The sequence below is a fragment of the Bacillus sp. FSL L8-0654 genome (genome assembly GCF_038629965.1).
Taxonomy (GTDB): Bacteria; Bacillota; Bacilli; order Bacillales; family Bacillaceae; genus Bacillus; species Bacillus safensis.
This window is the reverse complement of sequence record NZ_CP152026.1, coordinates 300,903-317,525: the sequence shown is the minus strand read 5'-3', so window position 1 is coordinate 317,525 and position 16,623 is coordinate 300,903. Positions and strand designations below refer to the sequence as shown.

16 protein-coding genes are annotated in these 16,623 nt (G+C 42.9%); 1 reads left to right on the top strand and 15 read right to left on the bottom strand.

The features are described from left to right. Nucleotides 1-5: 5 nt before the first annotated feature. The 15 genes from MHH65_RS01710 to MHH65_RS01640 form a co-directional block, all read right to left on the bottom strand. A complete protein-coding gene (locus MHH65_RS01710) occupies nucleotides 6-728 on the bottom strand; it encodes an SDR family oxidoreductase (RefSeq protein ID WP_034283231.1) in 723 nt (240 codons plus the stop codon). A gap of 110 nt (nucleotides 729-838) precedes the next feature. After that, entirely contained in the window at nucleotides 839-1,591 is a 753-nt protein-coding gene (locus tag MHH65_RS01705; protein WP_268414301.1) for an alpha/beta hydrolase, read from the bottom strand. Nucleotides 1,592-1,698: 107 nt separating this feature from the next. Then, complete coding sequence (locus tag MHH65_RS01700) at nucleotides 1,699-2,580, bottom strand: glycine betaine ABC transporter substrate-binding protein (RefSeq protein WP_024427235.1); 882 nt, start codon at nucleotides 2,578-2,580, stop codon at nucleotides 1,699-1,701. Next, entirely contained in the window at nucleotides 2,580-3,425 is an 846-nt protein-coding gene (gene opuAB / locus MHH65_RS01695) for a glycine/proline betaine ABC transporter permease subunit OpuAB (protein ID WP_024424348.1), read from the bottom strand. The genes MHH65_RS01700 and opuAB overlap by 1 nt, the downstream gene beginning before the upstream one ends. A 10-nt stretch (nucleotides 3,426-3,435) precedes the next feature. Continuing rightward, nucleotides 3,436-4,701 carry a glycine/proline betaine ABC transporter ATP-binding protein OpuAA gene (gene opuAA, locus MHH65_RS01690; protein WP_024424349.1) on the bottom strand — a complete coding sequence of 422 codons (1,266 nt, stop codon included), beginning with the start codon at nucleotides 4,699-4,701 and terminating at the stop codon, nucleotides 3,436-3,438. 399 nt (nucleotides 4,702-5,100) lie between these two features. Beyond that, a complete protein-coding gene (locus MHH65_RS01685) occupies nucleotides 5,101-6,195 on the bottom strand; it encodes a toxic anion resistance protein (RefSeq protein ID WP_024427234.1) in 1,095 nt (364 codons plus the stop codon). Between the two features lie 14 nt (nucleotides 6,196-6,209). Then, complete coding sequence (locus MHH65_RS01680) at nucleotides 6,210-7,826, bottom strand: YceG family protein (RefSeq protein ID WP_208946043.1); 1,617 nt, start codon at nucleotides 7,824-7,826, stop codon at nucleotides 6,210-6,212. A 70-nt stretch (nucleotides 7,827-7,896) separates the two neighbouring features. Continuing rightward, a complete protein-coding gene (locus MHH65_RS01675; RefSeq protein ID WP_268414300.1) occupies nucleotides 7,897-8,712 on the bottom strand; it encodes an HAD family hydrolase in 816 nt (271 codons plus the stop codon). Then, entirely contained in the window at nucleotides 8,709-9,818 is a 1,110-nt protein-coding gene (locus MHH65_RS01670; protein ID WP_268414299.1) for a cysteine protease StiP family protein, read from the bottom strand. Before MHH65_RS01670 ends, MHH65_RS01675 begins: the two co-directional genes overlap by 4 nt. Beyond that, nucleotides 9,811-11,142 carry a phosphoribosyltransferase family protein gene (locus MHH65_RS01665; RefSeq protein WP_268414333.1) on the bottom strand — a complete coding sequence of 444 codons (1,332 nt, stop codon included), beginning with the start codon at nucleotides 11,140-11,142 and terminating at the stop codon, nucleotides 9,811-9,813. The genes MHH65_RS01670 and MHH65_RS01665 overlap by 8 nt, the downstream gene beginning before the upstream one ends. Continuing rightward, on the bottom strand, nucleotides 11,132-12,319 hold the full coding sequence (locus tag MHH65_RS01660) for an HpcH/HpaI aldolase/citrate lyase family protein (RefSeq protein WP_135033226.1): 1,188 nt from the start codon (nucleotides 12,317-12,319) through the stop codon (nucleotides 11,132-11,134). The genes MHH65_RS01665 and MHH65_RS01660 overlap by 11 nt, the downstream gene beginning before the upstream one ends. Nucleotides 12,320-12,418: 99 nt before the next feature. Then, a complete protein-coding gene (locus MHH65_RS01655) occupies nucleotides 12,419-13,198 on the bottom strand; it encodes a TerC family protein (protein ID WP_024424355.1) in 780 nt (259 codons plus the stop codon). 140 nt (nucleotides 13,199-13,338) lie between these two features. After that, a complete protein-coding gene (locus MHH65_RS01650; RefSeq protein ID WP_208946046.1) occupies nucleotides 13,339-13,917 on the bottom strand; it encodes a TerD family protein in 579 nt (192 codons plus the stop codon). Nucleotides 13,918-13,958: 41 nt separating this feature from the next. Continuing rightward, on the bottom strand, nucleotides 13,959-14,540 hold the full coding sequence (locus MHH65_RS01645) for a TerD family protein (RefSeq protein ID WP_024424356.1): 582 nt from the start codon (nucleotides 14,538-14,540) through the stop codon (nucleotides 13,959-13,961). A 20-nt stretch (nucleotides 14,541-14,560) separates the two neighbouring features. Beyond that, nucleotides 14,561-15,163: a TerD family protein gene (locus MHH65_RS01640; protein WP_024427228.1), complete on the bottom strand. Its 603-nt coding sequence runs from the start codon at nucleotides 15,161-15,163 to the stop codon at nucleotides 14,561-14,563. Nucleotides 15,164-15,577: 414 nt separating this feature from the next. Here MHH65_RS01640 and MHH65_RS01635 point away from each other — a divergent pair, with 414 nt between their 5' ends. Continuing rightward, nucleotides 15,578-16,570 (top strand): LLM class flavin-dependent oxidoreductase, encoded by a 993-nt coding sequence (locus tag MHH65_RS01635; RefSeq protein WP_024427227.1) that lies wholly within the window; start codon nucleotides 15,578-15,580, stop codon nucleotides 16,568-16,570. Nucleotides 16,571-16,623: the final 53 nt, after the last annotated feature.

Below are 16,623 nucleotides of genomic sequence, written 5' to 3'. Positions count from 1 at the left end.
TTATATTACGCATTCAGATCTGCCATGGCTGGAACGTTGATTTCTTTCACGCAAGATACCCTTGATAAATGAATCACGCATCTCGCAAGCTCCACAATATCCTGAACAGGGATTCTCGTTTCATCATAAAGAGTGATGGCCTTTTCGGCTCCATCTTCATACGGAACCTCCGCCGCAAGTTCTCCTGGATTGATACAGGTGACGGATATTTTATCTTTCCTCACATGCTCTCTCAGTGCATTCACAATTCCGCGCAGGCCAAATTTAGATGCAACAAACGAGACCTGCGGCAGGTTCGTATGATCGAGACCCGCCGTTGAGCCAATGACGATGATTTTTCCATTCTCCGATTTCCTTACGTGAGGAAGCAGTGCCTGGATGTACGTAATGGTTGAGGTGACATTCACATTGATTAAATGTGCAATATCCTCTGGCTGATCGTGATCAAAGGAATAATCGTCTTCAAAGCCTCGTTTTTCCCATAAACCGACGTTATAGATGAGTACATCAATCGTCTTGTTCTCAAGTGCTTCGAGCATATAAGGGATATGTGTTTGGCTTGATAAGTCGATTTTCAGCCAAATTCTATGTACACCGTCATCTATGTTCAAACTGCTTGGTTCACTTCGCGACACAATCCAAACTGTATCTCCACTTGATGGAAGACCCTTTACAAAAGCATCTCCTAAGCCTTGACTTGCACCGAATATGATATAGTTTTTACTCATAGCTCCTCCTTCTAGGACACACAAACTGTAAGCGTTTTATACCTATATCATACAGATTCTAAGAGACCGGCGCCCCTTTTATGCTCGTCTTCACTTATTGATTGGCGCAGCTACTGGATTTCCTTTAATTCGACTGGTAATGCACGTGCCTCTATAAAGTTTATGACCATTTCTGTAAAAAGTTCTTTCTTTTCAAAAGTAAATGTATGCCCAATACCGGGAACAACGACGCCTGTTGCCTTCGGATGTGAATTCGTTATTTTTTTTGCTGACCGTTTCATGATGCCTTTTTCTTTTTCTCCCACTGTGACAAGAATGCGTGCCTTCGCTTGCTGAAACGTGTCTGGGAGCTTGTAATGGAGGTTTTCCTGAAACATCGTAAGAAGGGTTTTCTTTTGCAGATGTTTCGATTCCGCCGCATAATGATGCAGTACATGTTGCGAGAGCCCCATCTTTTCGGCTTGGAGCTGGATAAACCAATCTTTCTTTAATAATGGATACGTCAGTGGCAAGAGGGGTCTCACCATGAAATGGAGCCATGGCAAAGGCATCACAAGGGCGCTATTGATGACGGCTATGTCTACGATATCCGGCTCTCTTGATAACACATCAACGGCAATCTGCGCACCTAAAGAAAATCCAATCAGAATCACTTGACGGCCATTCGCATTTTCCTTGATCCATGAGATGACTTCACGGGTGCTTTCATTCATTGAAAATATCTGTTCTTTTGCTCTTGTCCCGTGTCCAATGAGATCAGGAGCAAAGCATTCATACGTGTCCATCAATATTTCAACCTGCTCCTGCCACATCCAGCTGCTTACTCCTCCACCATGCAGAAAAATCATGATTGATTTATCCATCGTCCGACAACTCCATCCTTCTATATAAGAAAAAAGCAGCCGCTTTTTGAGCAGACTGCTTTTTCAACATGCTCCCTTCTATTATAAGGGAACCACTATATCATTGACTATTTTTTCAAATCCTCAATGGAGTTTACGTTCTTCATATATGTTGGAACAACTAGCCCCATTCGAAGACCTTTCATACTTGTACCAAGGTCATCATATTTTCCTTTAAACTTCGCTGCATACGTTTTATGCGTATTTGGCAGCCAAGCGGATAATGATGCGTCCGCACTTCCGGTTGCTATTGCTGTCCACATTGGACCTGCTTCAACCTGAGTCAAAGTTACTTTAAACCCAAGTTCACGCAATACTTCTGCTGCAACATTGGTACTTGCAATCTCACTATCCCATGCAACGTAGGCAAGATTGACTTTTCCACCATTCGACTTTTTCACGCCTTTTGTCCATTTCGCTACTTGGTCTTTATGTTTTTTTACATATTTTAAGGCGGCATCCTTTGGTTTCACACCATCTTGGATATCAATCATGACTTCGCCCATGTCATCTTGAGACCATTTAAACTGACTAAGCATTTTGGCTGCTTCCGGCTGATCCTTCGCAAATCCTTTACGTGAAATCGTATGAATTTCTTCCGCTTCACCGTAAGATTTTTTTGGATCATCTAAATATTTTAAATCATAGCGGGAAAACATCCAGTGTGGATTCCAGCCAGTGATGATGATTGGCTTTTTACGGTCGTAAGATTTTTTGAGCGTTGCCGTCATGGCTGCACTTGATGCAGACACAACCGTCCAATCCTCTAAGCCGTAATCCTTTTTCGCTTGATCTGTCAGTGCCATAATCCCTGAACCAGGATCGATTCCGATAATGGTTTTATTCACCTGCTGAGCAGCACTCGCATTTGAATCTGTCTGCGCACCGCAAGCGGCTAGTAAAAAGACAAGCAGGGCGGTCATCCCAATGTAGAGAGACTTTTTCCACATTAAGCATTCCCCCTGGATTTTTTCGTTTTAATGTTTTGGGTAATACGGTCAAGTGTAATCGCCACAATCACAATGGCAATACCTGCTTCAAAACCAATACCTGTTTTCAGCTGCGTTACCGCACTATATACTTCTGAACCAAGTCCTGGTGCACCTACCATTGCCGCAATGACGACCATTGATAGAGCCAGCATGATACTTTGGTTAATACCAGCTAAGATGGTTTTTGTTGCAAGTGGAAGCTGAACTTTGAATAAACGCTGGAATGTCGTTGAACCAAATGCTTCGGTAGCTTCAATTAAATCAGCCGGTACTTGTTTAATACCGAGAATGGTCATACGAATCGTTGGCGGCATGGAGAAAATAACCGATGCCACAACCCCAGGAACAACCCCAATATTAAAGAAGAAGATCGCTGGTAATAGATAAACGAATGCAGGCATTGTCTGCATTAAATCTAAAATAGGTGTCACAATTTTACGCACAGTTTCCTTCTGTGATGCCCAAATACCGATCGGAACCCCGATCACAATGGAAATGACCACAGCGGTCAAAACGAGTGCAAGTGTTTGAAGCATTGGATGCCAGTAGCCTAAATAGTCGATCAGTAAAAATCCAATAAGTGTGAAAAGAGCAACTCCTCTTGTACTGATCCACCAAGCAATGCCGGCAAAGATAAGGGTTAAAATAATGGATGGAATGACGCCAAGTGCTGCTACAATCCCATTTACTGTTCCTGCTAATCCATTTGTGATGCCATCAAAGAAACCACCAAACGTTAATGTTAACCAGTCAACAAATTGATCGATATATTCCGCAAACGGAATTCTAGGTAAATCACTCATACTAAACATCTTATTCTACCTCCTGTGCAGAAGGCTCTTGTGCTTTAATTTCCTCTAGCTTGTTAGAAGACATGTTGATATACTCATCATTTCCTGATAATGCACCAATCAATGCACCTCTGACCACAATGCCCTTCATTCTGTTTTTCTCATCAACAACGGCAATCGGAATGTTCGCATCAGACACCGCATCAAAGATCTCTGTCAAATACGTAGATTCCAACACTGTCGTAAATTCTTTATCGAGAACCGTTTCAAGTGACGCTCCCGTTTCTGCTGCCTTTTTCGCTGCTTGGGCAGAAATGACACCTAATAAATGCTTTTTCTTATCTACTGCATAGATAGACGAAATCCCAAGGTTTTTCATGAGCGTAAGCGCAACACGTGCCCCTTTATCGATCTGAACTGTTTCTGCACGTTTCATAATATGACCAGCGGTTAATACTTTAGAAAGGTCAACATCTTCAACGAAGCGTTCAACATATTCATTCGATGGGTTCATCAGAATTTCTTCTGGTGTTCCGATTTGAACGATATTTCCGTCCTTCATGAGTACAATGCGGTCACCAATACGAAGCGCCTCATCTAAATCATGGGTAATGAAAATGATCGTTTTTCCTACAGATGTATGAAGCTCAAGCAATTCATCCTGCATATCTTTACGAATTAATGGATCTAGTGCGCTGAATGCTTCATCCATTAATAAAATGTCAGGGTCATTTGCTAACGCACGTGCCAATCCAACACGCTGCTGCATACCACCACTTAATTGATTTGGATATTGCTCTTCAAAGCCTTCAAGTCCAACAAGCTTTAAAGATTCAAGCGCTTTTGGTCTGCGCTCTTCTTTATCGACACCTTGCAATTCAAGACCATACTCAGTGTTCTCAAGAATTGTACGGTGCGGGAACAATGCGAAGTTTTGGAAAACCATGCTGATCTTTTTCCGTCTGACTTCACGCAATTGATCCTTTGACATATTTGTTATCATATCCCCATCAATATATATTTCACCGGAGGTTGGTTCGATTAACCTGTTTAGCATCCGCACAAGTGTGGACTTTCCGCTCCCTGATAGCCCCATGATGACAAATATCTCGCCGTCATAAACATCAAAATTTGCTCGATTGACACCAACTGTTGCGCCGGTCTCTTTTAGGATCTCTCTTTTTGTTTTCCCTTTTTCAAGCATTTGAGATGCTTTTTTAGCATTTTTACCGAAAATTTTAGATACATTATTTATCTTGATTTTGATATTTCTCTCTTCAGAATTCATATTTTCCCTCCAAATTAGCATCTTTATAACCGTAACATAAGCGTTATGATGCGAACAATCTTTAGAATTCGCTTATTTCCCCACAATATGTATGAATTCCATATAGAGGTCTGGTCATTAGAGTTTATACGCCGTATTACTCGTAAATCCTATAGAATGCTTCATAAACTACATATTTTACGGGGTATTTCCTCTCATCAGACAATATTTTACTGGAAATTCCTGATTGTGCTAAAAAATAAGTCGAATCCTCGTCATAGCGGTTTTTTGAATCTTGGGCGAACCATTCCCCTTAACAGGATTTACCCGAAAATGGTCACATAAAAACCTTTTTCCTCAAATTTTATTTAAATTCATAAAAAAACTGCCTGCAACTTTAGTTACAGACAGCTTGTTTTTTTAGGACTCTAGGGCAGCCCGCTTAATATTATCTTGAAGCTCAAGCATACGTTTTGTCCCATCTTCGCGTAATCGCTTGTTCTCTTCTTCGATCTGTTTCGTCTCTTTCATCCCTTGTACAATTGTATTAAAGGAAGATTCGATCGTTTCAATGTCGATGCTTGGACGGCCAGATAATTTGGCAATCTCTACACTTTGACTTGAAATGTTTTCAGCATTTCGTTTCAGCATTTCATTTGTTCTTCTATCCAGCTCACTCATAGAATCAGCCACAAGCTTTTGTCTCTTCGCTGTAACAGCTTGAATGATCCCATTTTTGAAAATTGGAATCGTGATGATGAAGGCAGAGTTGATTTTACCGATTAATTTCGTATTCCCACGCTGAAGCAAACGGATTTGCGGTGCCGTTTGAAGCGCCACCATTCGTGCCATATCAAGGTCATACACACGCTCTTCAAGCGCTTGAATGCCATTACGAAGCGTATCAAGCTCCATTTGTGCCAGCTGGTTTCCACTAGCTGCTTTTTCTTCATATGAAGGAACCAATTGCTTTAATTCTTCGATTTTCATTTGACCGGCTACGACATACTTTTCCAGCTCCAAATAGTATTGAATGTTATGCTCATACATTTCTTCAAGCGTCACAGTCGATTTGGTCATTTCATCTTTATATTTACTAATTTCCACATTAATTTTTTCAATCTCTGCACCGAGGGTTTGATATTTACTAAAAATCTTTTCAATCATGCTGCCGCCGCGCTTAAAGATTTTTGACAACAAACCACCCTTCGGTTCGTCAAAGTCATTTTTATCAAAGCGATCCATAATCTTGCCAAGCTGCGTCAGCATTGTTCCTGAGTCAGTGACACTTGTTGAACGCATCATTGAAAGGATACGATCAGAGAACTTAGAGATTTCAACGGCCGGCTGTTTTCCGTATTCAAGAAGTTCCAGCTGATTTTTCGCATCGATCTGTCTCGCAATATTTTGCACTTCTGGTTCGTTTCGAAGCTGAACGCGAATATCGTCTGCCTTCTCAATCGTGATTTCCTCTTTATCAATTGAAATGATGTCATTTCCGTTTGTATTTGTCATAAGCTTTGATCTCCTTATCGGTTTTTAATGGATTGAAATAACTTTCTAACGATGGACGGCTCTTTAAACTCCTGGTTCATGACCATCTCATCAAGCCAATGGGTATCAAATAATTGGTCATCGATATACCGTTCGATACACTGATATCCCGCCGGATGATATACGAAGAGATCCACACCCATTTCATTTAGGAAAATCAGGGCGGCCGCATCAGAGCGAGTCAGCTCACCATTATATTCTGTATGGTATAAAATCACTTTCGGTACGGTTTGTGCGTAATCAAAGGTTTGAATCAGTTCAATGAGATCCTGGCTTAAATGCAGAACCTGCTTGAATAAATAAATACGGACATCTAATTCGGTTTCATTGCCTTCTTTTAATAGCTTCGGATGCTGACAGATTCGAGATATCGCCTCTGCAATCGCACGCTGCGTACCCTCATATAGATGAGAAAACTGCCACACATTGCTTTTCATTAATAAGTCAGGATCAATCTCTCCAGCAGAAGAAAGTGCATGCTGATAATGAAATTGATAATTCGATGTCACTTCTTTCGTAAAAGGAAAATGGCGAATGGTCTTCGTCTCTTTCCCTTCCATTAACGTGTGAATGCGATCCCAGTATTCACGTTTGTCTCGTGTGACACCCATCATTTTTGCAAAAAGATTCGGAATCTGTATCGTGTCCCGGTCTGCTTTGAAATTCGGGCGGATAAAGGATCGTTCCTTTGCAATTAAAAACAGCTCATCATACGTTGTCTTGAGCGTAATGGAATGAGGAGTATGATCTCTGAATTGCCACGGCTTATACAGCATTGAATCTTCCGTGTGAAGCACCTCTTCAAGCTCTCTTGTCGAGCGGTACGCCACCGTTGATTTCCTCTCAGGCTTTTCAGTAGGGAACGGCTCAAGCTTTGAAGTTCCCGGGTACTGATCAATAAAAGTCAGCTTTTCTTCTGGATCTAATTCGCGGAACGAATCCTCGCCTTCTGGATGAAATAGCACAACATCACAGCCAATCAGCATGACATAGTAAAGAAAATAAAGCTGACTTTTATTCGCCTCTCCATACCAAATGACAGCCGGCATTTTTTCTTCGATATTGACTTCCTTCAGCCATGGACCTAAATGGTTATTTGAAAACTTCACGACATCCAGCAGGACCCGGCGGAAATCAGGATGCTGAAATCCACCCTCGTGCAGCTGCTTGAAATGCTCAAACACCTTGATCAATGAAAGACGGATATGCCGGTTCATCACAGGGTTTGGATGGCGTACAATCAGCTGTTCACCATCTAAAAAAGCCACAAAGCGATTCACGGACAATCCCTTTTCTTCTTGGTTAATCAAATGAATACGCTGCAGCGCTTGAAAATGCTCCGGCTCAATATGACGATTGAGTGTTTCACTTAAAATATGCATGCCGTCTGTTTCGTATAATTCATGTAAATAAATAAAATAATCGGTTGCATCATGCGGAGTTCCAAGGACCCGGGCGGCGAGACGCGGCAAGGACAACGTATGCTCGTCCTTTACATAACCGTCTCTTTCAGGGAGCGGCTTTTTCAGCACATTTTTCCAGGCTTCCTGCTCCGCCCGTGTATGGGTGACATTGATTTCTTTATAACTCACGCCGCTCCTTCCTTTCTCCTATATTTTCTCGAAAGCTACTACTATCATATCATTCAGCCTTCTACTTCTGCTATCGAATCGAAGGCTTTTTTGCGTTCATCATCTGCTCGATGACAGAAGCGGTGATTTCATCTGCTGCGGCCATGCCAGATGCTGCTGTCGGCTCAAGTGATGGGTCAAAGTCCAGAACTTCTCCATGCCTTGGGGCAAAGCCCATATCTGATTGACGAATGAGCCCTGCATCTAACAGAGAATCACCCGCACCATAGACGTATTCAAGCTGCAGCCTGTCCTTTAGAAAAGCAACAGCATCCCACTTATTAAGCGGCTGTGGAATAAAATAAAGCTTCCGTCCCTGAAGAGAAACCTGCCAGCCTCTCTCCTCGCCCCACAGCTTCAATTCAGCAAGCGGAATGTGAGATAGATACTCCTCTTTCATAATCAAATAAAGGAATCTTCCCTCTGCTGTACGGGTACGCTTCACCCATGCCGCAACTGGAAGTTTCGAGATCGCCCTCAGCATCTCTCTGACTGGCATACACTCCCTAAGTCTCTCATCAACAATGGCCTGCCAATCCTCAAGCGGCTTGCCATGATGAAGAATACAGCCTCCATTTGTTGTCACGGCATACTCCGGTTTAAGCTCTTGCTCAAAGAAGGTGATTCGTTCATACTGTGCGGTTGTTCTTGTCGTCACTGGAATGAACCAGCCTGATTGATGAATCGTCTGCAAAGATTTTTTCGTTTTAACAGACATATAGGAAAGCGGCCGTTCGTCCAGCACCTCAACTAAATCATACTCTCCTTCATACGCATACTGGTCAAGCACTCGATGTGAGTAAATCAGCGTCCTGTCTAAATCACTGGCAAATGCAAATGTCTTCATGACGTTTGCTCCAGCGGACGAATTAACCCGCAGCACGTGTAAGACATATTGGCATATTCAATGACAGGAACACCTCTGTCCTCTGCCAAAAGCAAGATATGCTTCAGCTTCTCCTGAGATCCAGGCTGAATCAAGATTTTCCAAGGGATTCTTCTAAGCAGCACACGGGTCGTCTCACCAACTCCCGGCTTAATCAAATGGGTATTTTCAATTTGAAACTCCTGACCGATTGCTTCAATGGATGCCATTCCCCGCCAATCTGCCGGCGTCCCTTGCGAGAGTATGGTTTCTGCTTTCTCTTGTACATTTGGTCCGAGGCTTGAAAATGCTTCTTCAATTGTATCCACATATAGATTGGACACATCCTCATCAAGCAGCTCTTTATAATACTTTGCCCCATGGAAATCATCGGCATTGATCCAGCGGTTGTTTAATACCGTACGACTGACAAGCCCTGATACTGTCGAATTCAAGCAGGCACTTGGAATGAGAAAGTCCTCCCTCGTTCCGTATACATGTGTACAATAGCCGGGGTCTGCCAGCACAGCCAGCTCACTCGAGAGACGTACACCATACTTTTTTTCAAAATCAAGAACAGCTTTTTGGAGCTCTTTCGAAATCGCCCCTTTTCCAGTCCAACCATCGATAAAAGCAATTTCAAAACCTGGATGTTCTTTCAGCATATAATGCAGTGCATTCTCGTCTATTCCGCGGTCGCGAATAATAGAGATGCTGTAATGAGGCAGATCGACACCATACGTCTTTCGAATATATCGTTTGATCAGCACCCCGATCGGTGTCCCCGCACGCGCCAAACTGCAAAGCACGGTTTGGAAGCCTCGCTTCTTCACAATCTGTTCTGCTACAACAGCTACTGCTTCTGCTACCTTTTCCTTACTTTCTTCAAGAGATTGATAGAATAAAGTCATATAAGATGCCGTTGGTTTGTACTCAATTGGCAGCATTTCTGAATAATGCGCACCGCTCTGAATCGAACGCTCCCGCTCTTCTGTACTTTTCTCCATCTCAATAGAGGATAAATCTTTGAGTAAGAAGGTTACATCCTGCTCTGGATAGCTTCCCATCTTTGGATACACATTAGCCATTCACCTTCACCTCGTCTGATAAAGTCACAATATGCACATGCTTCACATGCCGCTCAGCAAATAAGTGAACAAGCGGAAGCAATGCCTCCTGAGAGACCTTTTTCTCAAAAAAGAGAAATACATCATCATATTCACCTTTTGGAATGTTGTACACGTAGTGCTGAATTCGGGCATCCTCTGGGTTCATAAAGGTAAACCCATTTTGGACAGCGTATCCATCCTTTTCGACTGGGTGAATAGGGCTTCTCGTTGTTGAATGAAAGAGAACGCCTTCCCCCATGTGTGCAGACAGTCTCATCGGCACATACATCAGCTCACCTGTCCCTAAGCAGAGTGTTTGTTTTCCTTTGCGTTCCTGCCGCAGCCTCAATCCCGCTTCAGCAGCTGCTTGGTCGAGCGCTTCCGTATCTGCTGCGTTTAAACCAAAACGGCCCGTTTCATGTATATATGGCGAATGACCAGCCGAATTTGCTGCATGAGAAAGTGAATAGGGCACCTGCTTAAAGAAAGATTGAAGAGAGTGAAAAGAGAGACTTGGCTGCTTCTCTTGCTCCGCAATCTCATACGAATAAGCTGGCTCATCAAGCGTTTTGCCTCGAAAAATCATCTGCCCTTTTAATAAAGACAATGATGTGATGTGAATTCCAAGCTCCTCTTCAAGCTGGCACATGGCTTTCTCATGCTCCTCCGTCCGCCAGTCCAAAATGGAAAGAATGGTATAAGAATGCCTTGGATACTTTGCATGAAGGTCACGAATGATGTTGATATTGGTACGGCCTGTCGTGACTTCATCATCTACTAACACGATGGGGCGGTCTGTGCGAAGGAATGCTTCGTCTGCATAACAAAGCTGATCTGTTGCATGCGAATGTTCTTCTTCAAATACCAATGACGGGTCAAGATCCAGCAGCTGTTCACGTGTCGTATGAATGTATGATGCGCCTTCTATCACATCATACACACCATGTCCAAGAGCTGTTGCCGTTTCCGCAAAGCCTATGACGACAGGCTTATTGCCAGCTGAAAGCTTTTCTTTTTTGAGTGTTTCATAGGCTGCCGTTAACACCGTGTGATCATCTGTCTTGAGTGCCTCTACAAGAAGATCTTGGTGCGGGGGCGTCTTTCCCGTTTGCTCTTTGGCATATGCCATCGCTAAAAGACCCGAGACAAGGAGCGGTTTTACTGGATGAACAGGAATATGCTTTCCAAGCACCTTACTCACGAATAAAAAGGCTCTTTTTTTGTTCACCCTTGCCGCCATCTCAAAAAGATGCTCTTTTTCAAGCTGGAGCGCACCTTCTTTGAGGTCAAGCTCAACCTCCATATGTTCCAAGGTGTTCAGCGTATGCCGCTTCTGATTCTGTGAGTATGTCGATATAGCTTCTATTTTCATGAAACACCCCGTAAATGTCTGACTTAATTAAAATGTGCTCTGCCCACCTGTAATGCGGCTTCGTTTCATTCATCTTATTAGAGAAAGCACTCTTCATCACGCCAACTGTGCCGTCAGCATGTTCCAAAATGCTTAAAGCATCCAAGTACTCTTCCTTTGTCACAACGTACATGCTTTGCACTGGCTTGAGATGTGTTGGATGGATCACTGTCTTTCCATGTATGCCGTTGGCTACATCGAGTCTTGTCTCTTTGAGTAAACCTTGTACGTCATCGAATTCAGATAAGGACAGCTCACCGCCCTTAGAAAGCGCACGGATAAATGGTTTTTGTTCCTTTCGTGCAGGACCAAAATGCTCCCATACAGCACCTGATACAACAAAGGAACGGCCAAAATAATTGATAATATCTGTGATCAAATCAGCAATCAATCTGATTTCATAGATGGTGGTGTCGCGATCACGGCGAATGCCATATAAGCCGCAAAGATCCGTTGCCCCAATACGAATATTCAAAATATATTCTTCATCATTCAGCATGATCTGCTTTAACTTAGACAGCACCGTATATCTCGTTTCTTTTTCTAATAAATCGGGTGTTTCCAAAATGGGCATACCGTACAGCGTGGTCTTCGTTTGTGCGGACGCCTGTTTCAAGCTGTCCAAATAATCCTTCGCATTATGAATAGAACACTTTGGAAATACAAAACCCGTCAATAAACGAAGAGATGGACCAAGCAAATCTGCCATTTTCAGCAGCTGCTTCGGCGAACGAACCCGAATAAATAAAAGCGGCATTTGTTCAGCCATTTCAGGTGTATGCGTTAATTTGTCCGACAGTTTGGCGAGTTGTACCACTAGATTCTGTTCAGCCATTTCCACTTCTTGATCACCGATGGCATCCTCTAAACAAAATACAACAGAGCAAAGCGCTTCATATTTCTGCGACAGCAGCATGTCTGCTATATCCTGTCTTGTCGCAGGCATATACAAAGTAGCACCTAATGCATGCGCAAGTACGTGCCTTGGCGTCATCAAATGCATCGCCCCCGGCCGTTTGAAAAAAATATCGTGCTGCCTCGCCTCTGATAAAAACTGAAAATACCGCATGCTGTGCCACCTCCTGTTGTTGAGAGAAAATCGAACAAATGACTTGATGATTCAAAAAAGGATGGAGCCGCTAATCAACTCCATTCCTTTTTGATCGTCCTATTCTTCTTTTGAAGCCGCAGCTTCGTTTGTCACTTCTTGATGTTTCTTCTTATTGATCTTATGAACGATAAACGTTCCGATAAATGCTAGGATAATAATCGCAAAGAATACAAGATGCGGGATTTCAATGTGAGCAGCACTCAAGCCCATTTTGATCGCAATGATCCCGATGAGAATAAACGCAGTATTCTCAAGCTCTGGGATACGATCAATGAGAACAAGGAATAACTGCGCGACTGTACGCATCATGAGAATTCCAAGCATTCCGCCTAATAGTAGAATCCATACTTCCTCAGATACAGCGAATGCTGCAAGAATACTATCAACCGAGAAGGCAAGGTCCATAATTTCAACAGAAATAACAGTTGCCCAGAACACACCAAAGACTCGAATCAACCAGCCTTCTTTTTTCAGTTCCTTCGCTTCATCATCGCCGTCACCTAACCAGAAGTGCTTAATAACAAGCCATGCTAAATAAGCAGCTCCGAGGACCTTAATCCACCAGAACTTAATAAGCAGCATCCCTACGCCAATGAATAGAAAACGGAAGAAATAAGCGCCAATTAATCCGTAGGTTAATGCTTTTTTACGCTGCTTTTCTGGTAGATGTTTCACCATCACAGCTAATACAAGTGCGTTATCTGCTGATAACAATCCTTCAAGCACGACAAGAGTCCCAATAAGCCCCCAAGAGACAGGGTCTGTTAATACCTCTGCCCACATATGCCAATCAAAAAACGAGGCATATGTATCCAACATATGTTTCAAAATGTCCAACTGGTTTTCCTCCTATAAGTGTAGAAGCATCAGCAGGCTTTCGCCTGCTGCTATTCTTGATCGCTGTTTCTTTCTCACTTAGGAAAAGGCCCTCATATGAGCTTTTGACAGCATCTCTTGAACTGATTTGTTTCTCTTATTTACACTTCTAACCCATAATTTTGACAAAGAGCTGCAAGTCCGCCAGAGAATCCGCTTCCGATCGCGTTAAACTTCCAATCACTTCCGTGTCGGTACAATTCACATACCACAACAGCTGTTTCAATTGAGAAGTCTTCGCCTAAATCGAAGCGAATCAATTCTTCCCCGCTCTCTTCATTTACAACACGAACAAATGCATTAGAGACTTGTCCAAAATTTTGGCTGCGCGCCTCTGCATCATGGATCGTAACTGTAATTCCGATACGATCAATGTTAGCAGGAATTTTCGAGAAATCAACGAGAATTTGCTCGTCATCTCCATCTCCTTCACCCGTACGGTTATCACCTGTATGAGTGACACTGCCGCTCGGATGCTGAAGGTTATTATAGAACACAAAATCTGTATCTTGCTGACAACGATTGTTTGCATCTACCAAGAAAGCCGAAGCGTCCAAATCAAATTCGGCTCCGCCAGAATATTTATTCGTATCCCAGCCAAGACCGATCATCACTTTCGTCAGCCCTGGGTTGGTTTTGGTTAAATCGACACGTTGTCCTTTTGAAAGCTGAATCGCCATATTCGTATCTCTCCTGTCTTTGAAAATAGGAAACTATTGCGTTATCCGATATCTAAGCCAAAGTCCGTTGCAATGCGGGCAAGACCGCCTTGATAGCCTGATCCGACAGCTGAGAATTTCCATTCCCCGCCATGACGGTATAATTCACCTACAATAATGGCTGTCTCAATTGAGAAATCCTCTGCCAAATCGTAGCGAATGAGTTCTTCATTCGATGCTGCATTTAAAATACGTACATATGCGTTAGACACTTGTCCGAAATTTTGACTGCGCGCTTCTGCATCATGAATTGTAATGACAAATGAAATCTTTTCAACACTTGCCGGTACAGCTGCAAGGTCAACATTGACCTGCTCGTCATCTCCGTCCCCTTCACCAGTGCGGTTATCGCCTGTATGTACGACACTTCCGCCTCCGCCAGTTGTTTGGTTGTAAAAGACAAAGTCAGATGGAGAGCTTGCTTTACCTGCCGCATCTAAAAGGAATACACTTGCGTCTAGATCAAAGTCATGTCCGCCGTCATACTTATTGACGTCCCAGCCAAGACCGACGACTACTTTTGTTAAACCCGGATTCGTTTTTGTTAAATCAATTTTTTGACCTTTCGCTAAAGAAATTCCCACTAGGAACCTCTCCCTTCTGTTTAAATATAGTTTCTCGTAATATCTGCAAGCTTCGCATCATTTGTACCATTTCCAAGCGCCGCAAACTTCCACTCATTCTCGTGACGATAAAGCTCTCCGACGATTAATGATGTTTTTCCTGCATAATCATCTTTTAAATTATATTTCACTAATTCTTGATTGTTTGAACGATCAACGATGCGAATGTAAGCATTTTGAATCATACCAAAGTGTTGGTTTCTTCTAAGGGCATCATAAATGTTCACGACAAACACCAATTTATTCACATTACCCGGCACCTTGCTCAAGTTGACGAGGACTTGTTCATCATCTCCGTCTCCTTCACCAGTCAGGTTGTCACCTGTATGCTCAACACTGCCGCATTTGCTCTTTAGGTTGCCAAAATAAATCAAATCTTTATTTTCCGTAAACTTATCATTTTTCAGCATGAGCACTGAAGCATCACAATCAACATCAGCGCCGCCTCCGCCGCCAAACAGCTTTCCTAAAAATCCGCCGCCTTGTGATACAGGGTCCCAGCCAAGTCCAACAAGAATATTTGTTAGCCCTGTTTTCCCTTTTGTTAAATCAATACGTTGACCTTTTTCTAATGTAATCGCCAAATCAATCACTCCTCCAGCATAATAAAAATCTATTTATTAAGCGATGGACCCTATTAAAATCATCATACATGAAAATTCGACAAAATTCATGAAATGACATTGGAGCCTCTTACTCTTTTTTCTATTTACTAGTATATACGATCTATGTTCAAGATAGGTTTCAAACACTTTATATTTTTTTAACGAAAGATGCACATTGGAAATGGTTCATGTCGTTAATGAAGTGTTTCATGTGAAACATTGTCGAAAGTTCCCGATGAACAGCTCTTGCTGATAAGGAGTGTATTGATGTGGTTTCATATGTTGATATAGAAAAGATAAAAGCAAAGGATCAAAGGATAAACCCTTTCGTTTCCTTCCACCTATGGATTTCTTTATACTTATATTCAACATGTTGATGAAAGGATGTTGATGATGCCATCACTTCATATATTAGATCAAGTCGCCATCCCTAAAGGTCAGTCTGCTCAGGAGACATTGATTCATACAACGCAGCTGGCTCAGCTGGCTGAAACGCTTGGGTATGAGCGCTATTGGTTCGCTGAACACCACAGCACAAGAGGGCTCGCTAGTACAGCGCCTGAAATATTAATGGCTCATATTGCGGCTCATACAACGACCTTGCGTACCGGATCTGGCGGTATTTTACTTCCTCAGTACAGTCCTTTTAAAGTAGCAGAGGTCACGCGGCAGCTTGAAGCCCTTTATCCTGGACGGATTGAGATTGGTGTCGGCAAATCTCCAGGCGGGATCGAAAGGACGAGGCTCGCTTTGACAGACGGCGTGCCTAAAGATCTGTCTCAGTTTGACCGCCAGCTGAAGGATCTTCTTTTTTACTTATCAGACAGCCTGCCTTCTGGTCATCCGCATACAGGCGTGAAAGCTGCTCCGCTTGTTGATACTCATCCGCCGGTTTGGCTGCTTGGGCTGGGAGAAAATAGTGCCATGCAGGCGGCGGAGCTTGGAATCAACTATATTTTCGGCCACTTTATCCATCCTGCACGCGGCACACAAGCATTTGAGACGTATCGATCACACTTTTCTCCATCTGTCTTTTCTAGCCAGCCACAATCTATGTTTGCCGTCTTTGTCATCTGCGGTGAAACAGATGAAGAAGCAGACAGGATCGCCAGCAGTACAGATTTATGGCTGCTTCGTGTTGAAAAGGGACTGGACAGCCGCGTTCCTTCTATAGAAGAAGCAAGCGCCTATCACTACACCACACAGGAAAAGAAAAAAGTGCTGCAAAACCGCCAGCGGATGATTGTCGGCTCGAAGAAAACGGTGAAAGAGCAATTACAGACCTTGATGGACCGCTATCAAACGGATGACATCATGATTCTGAACAATTCCTTTGATCCGATCGAAAAACAACGTTCCTTCAAGCGAATAGCAGAATTATTTTGAAGCCAGCTTTCCAGGCTTCTTTTTTACATTGTCATAAAAAATGGGAAATGTAA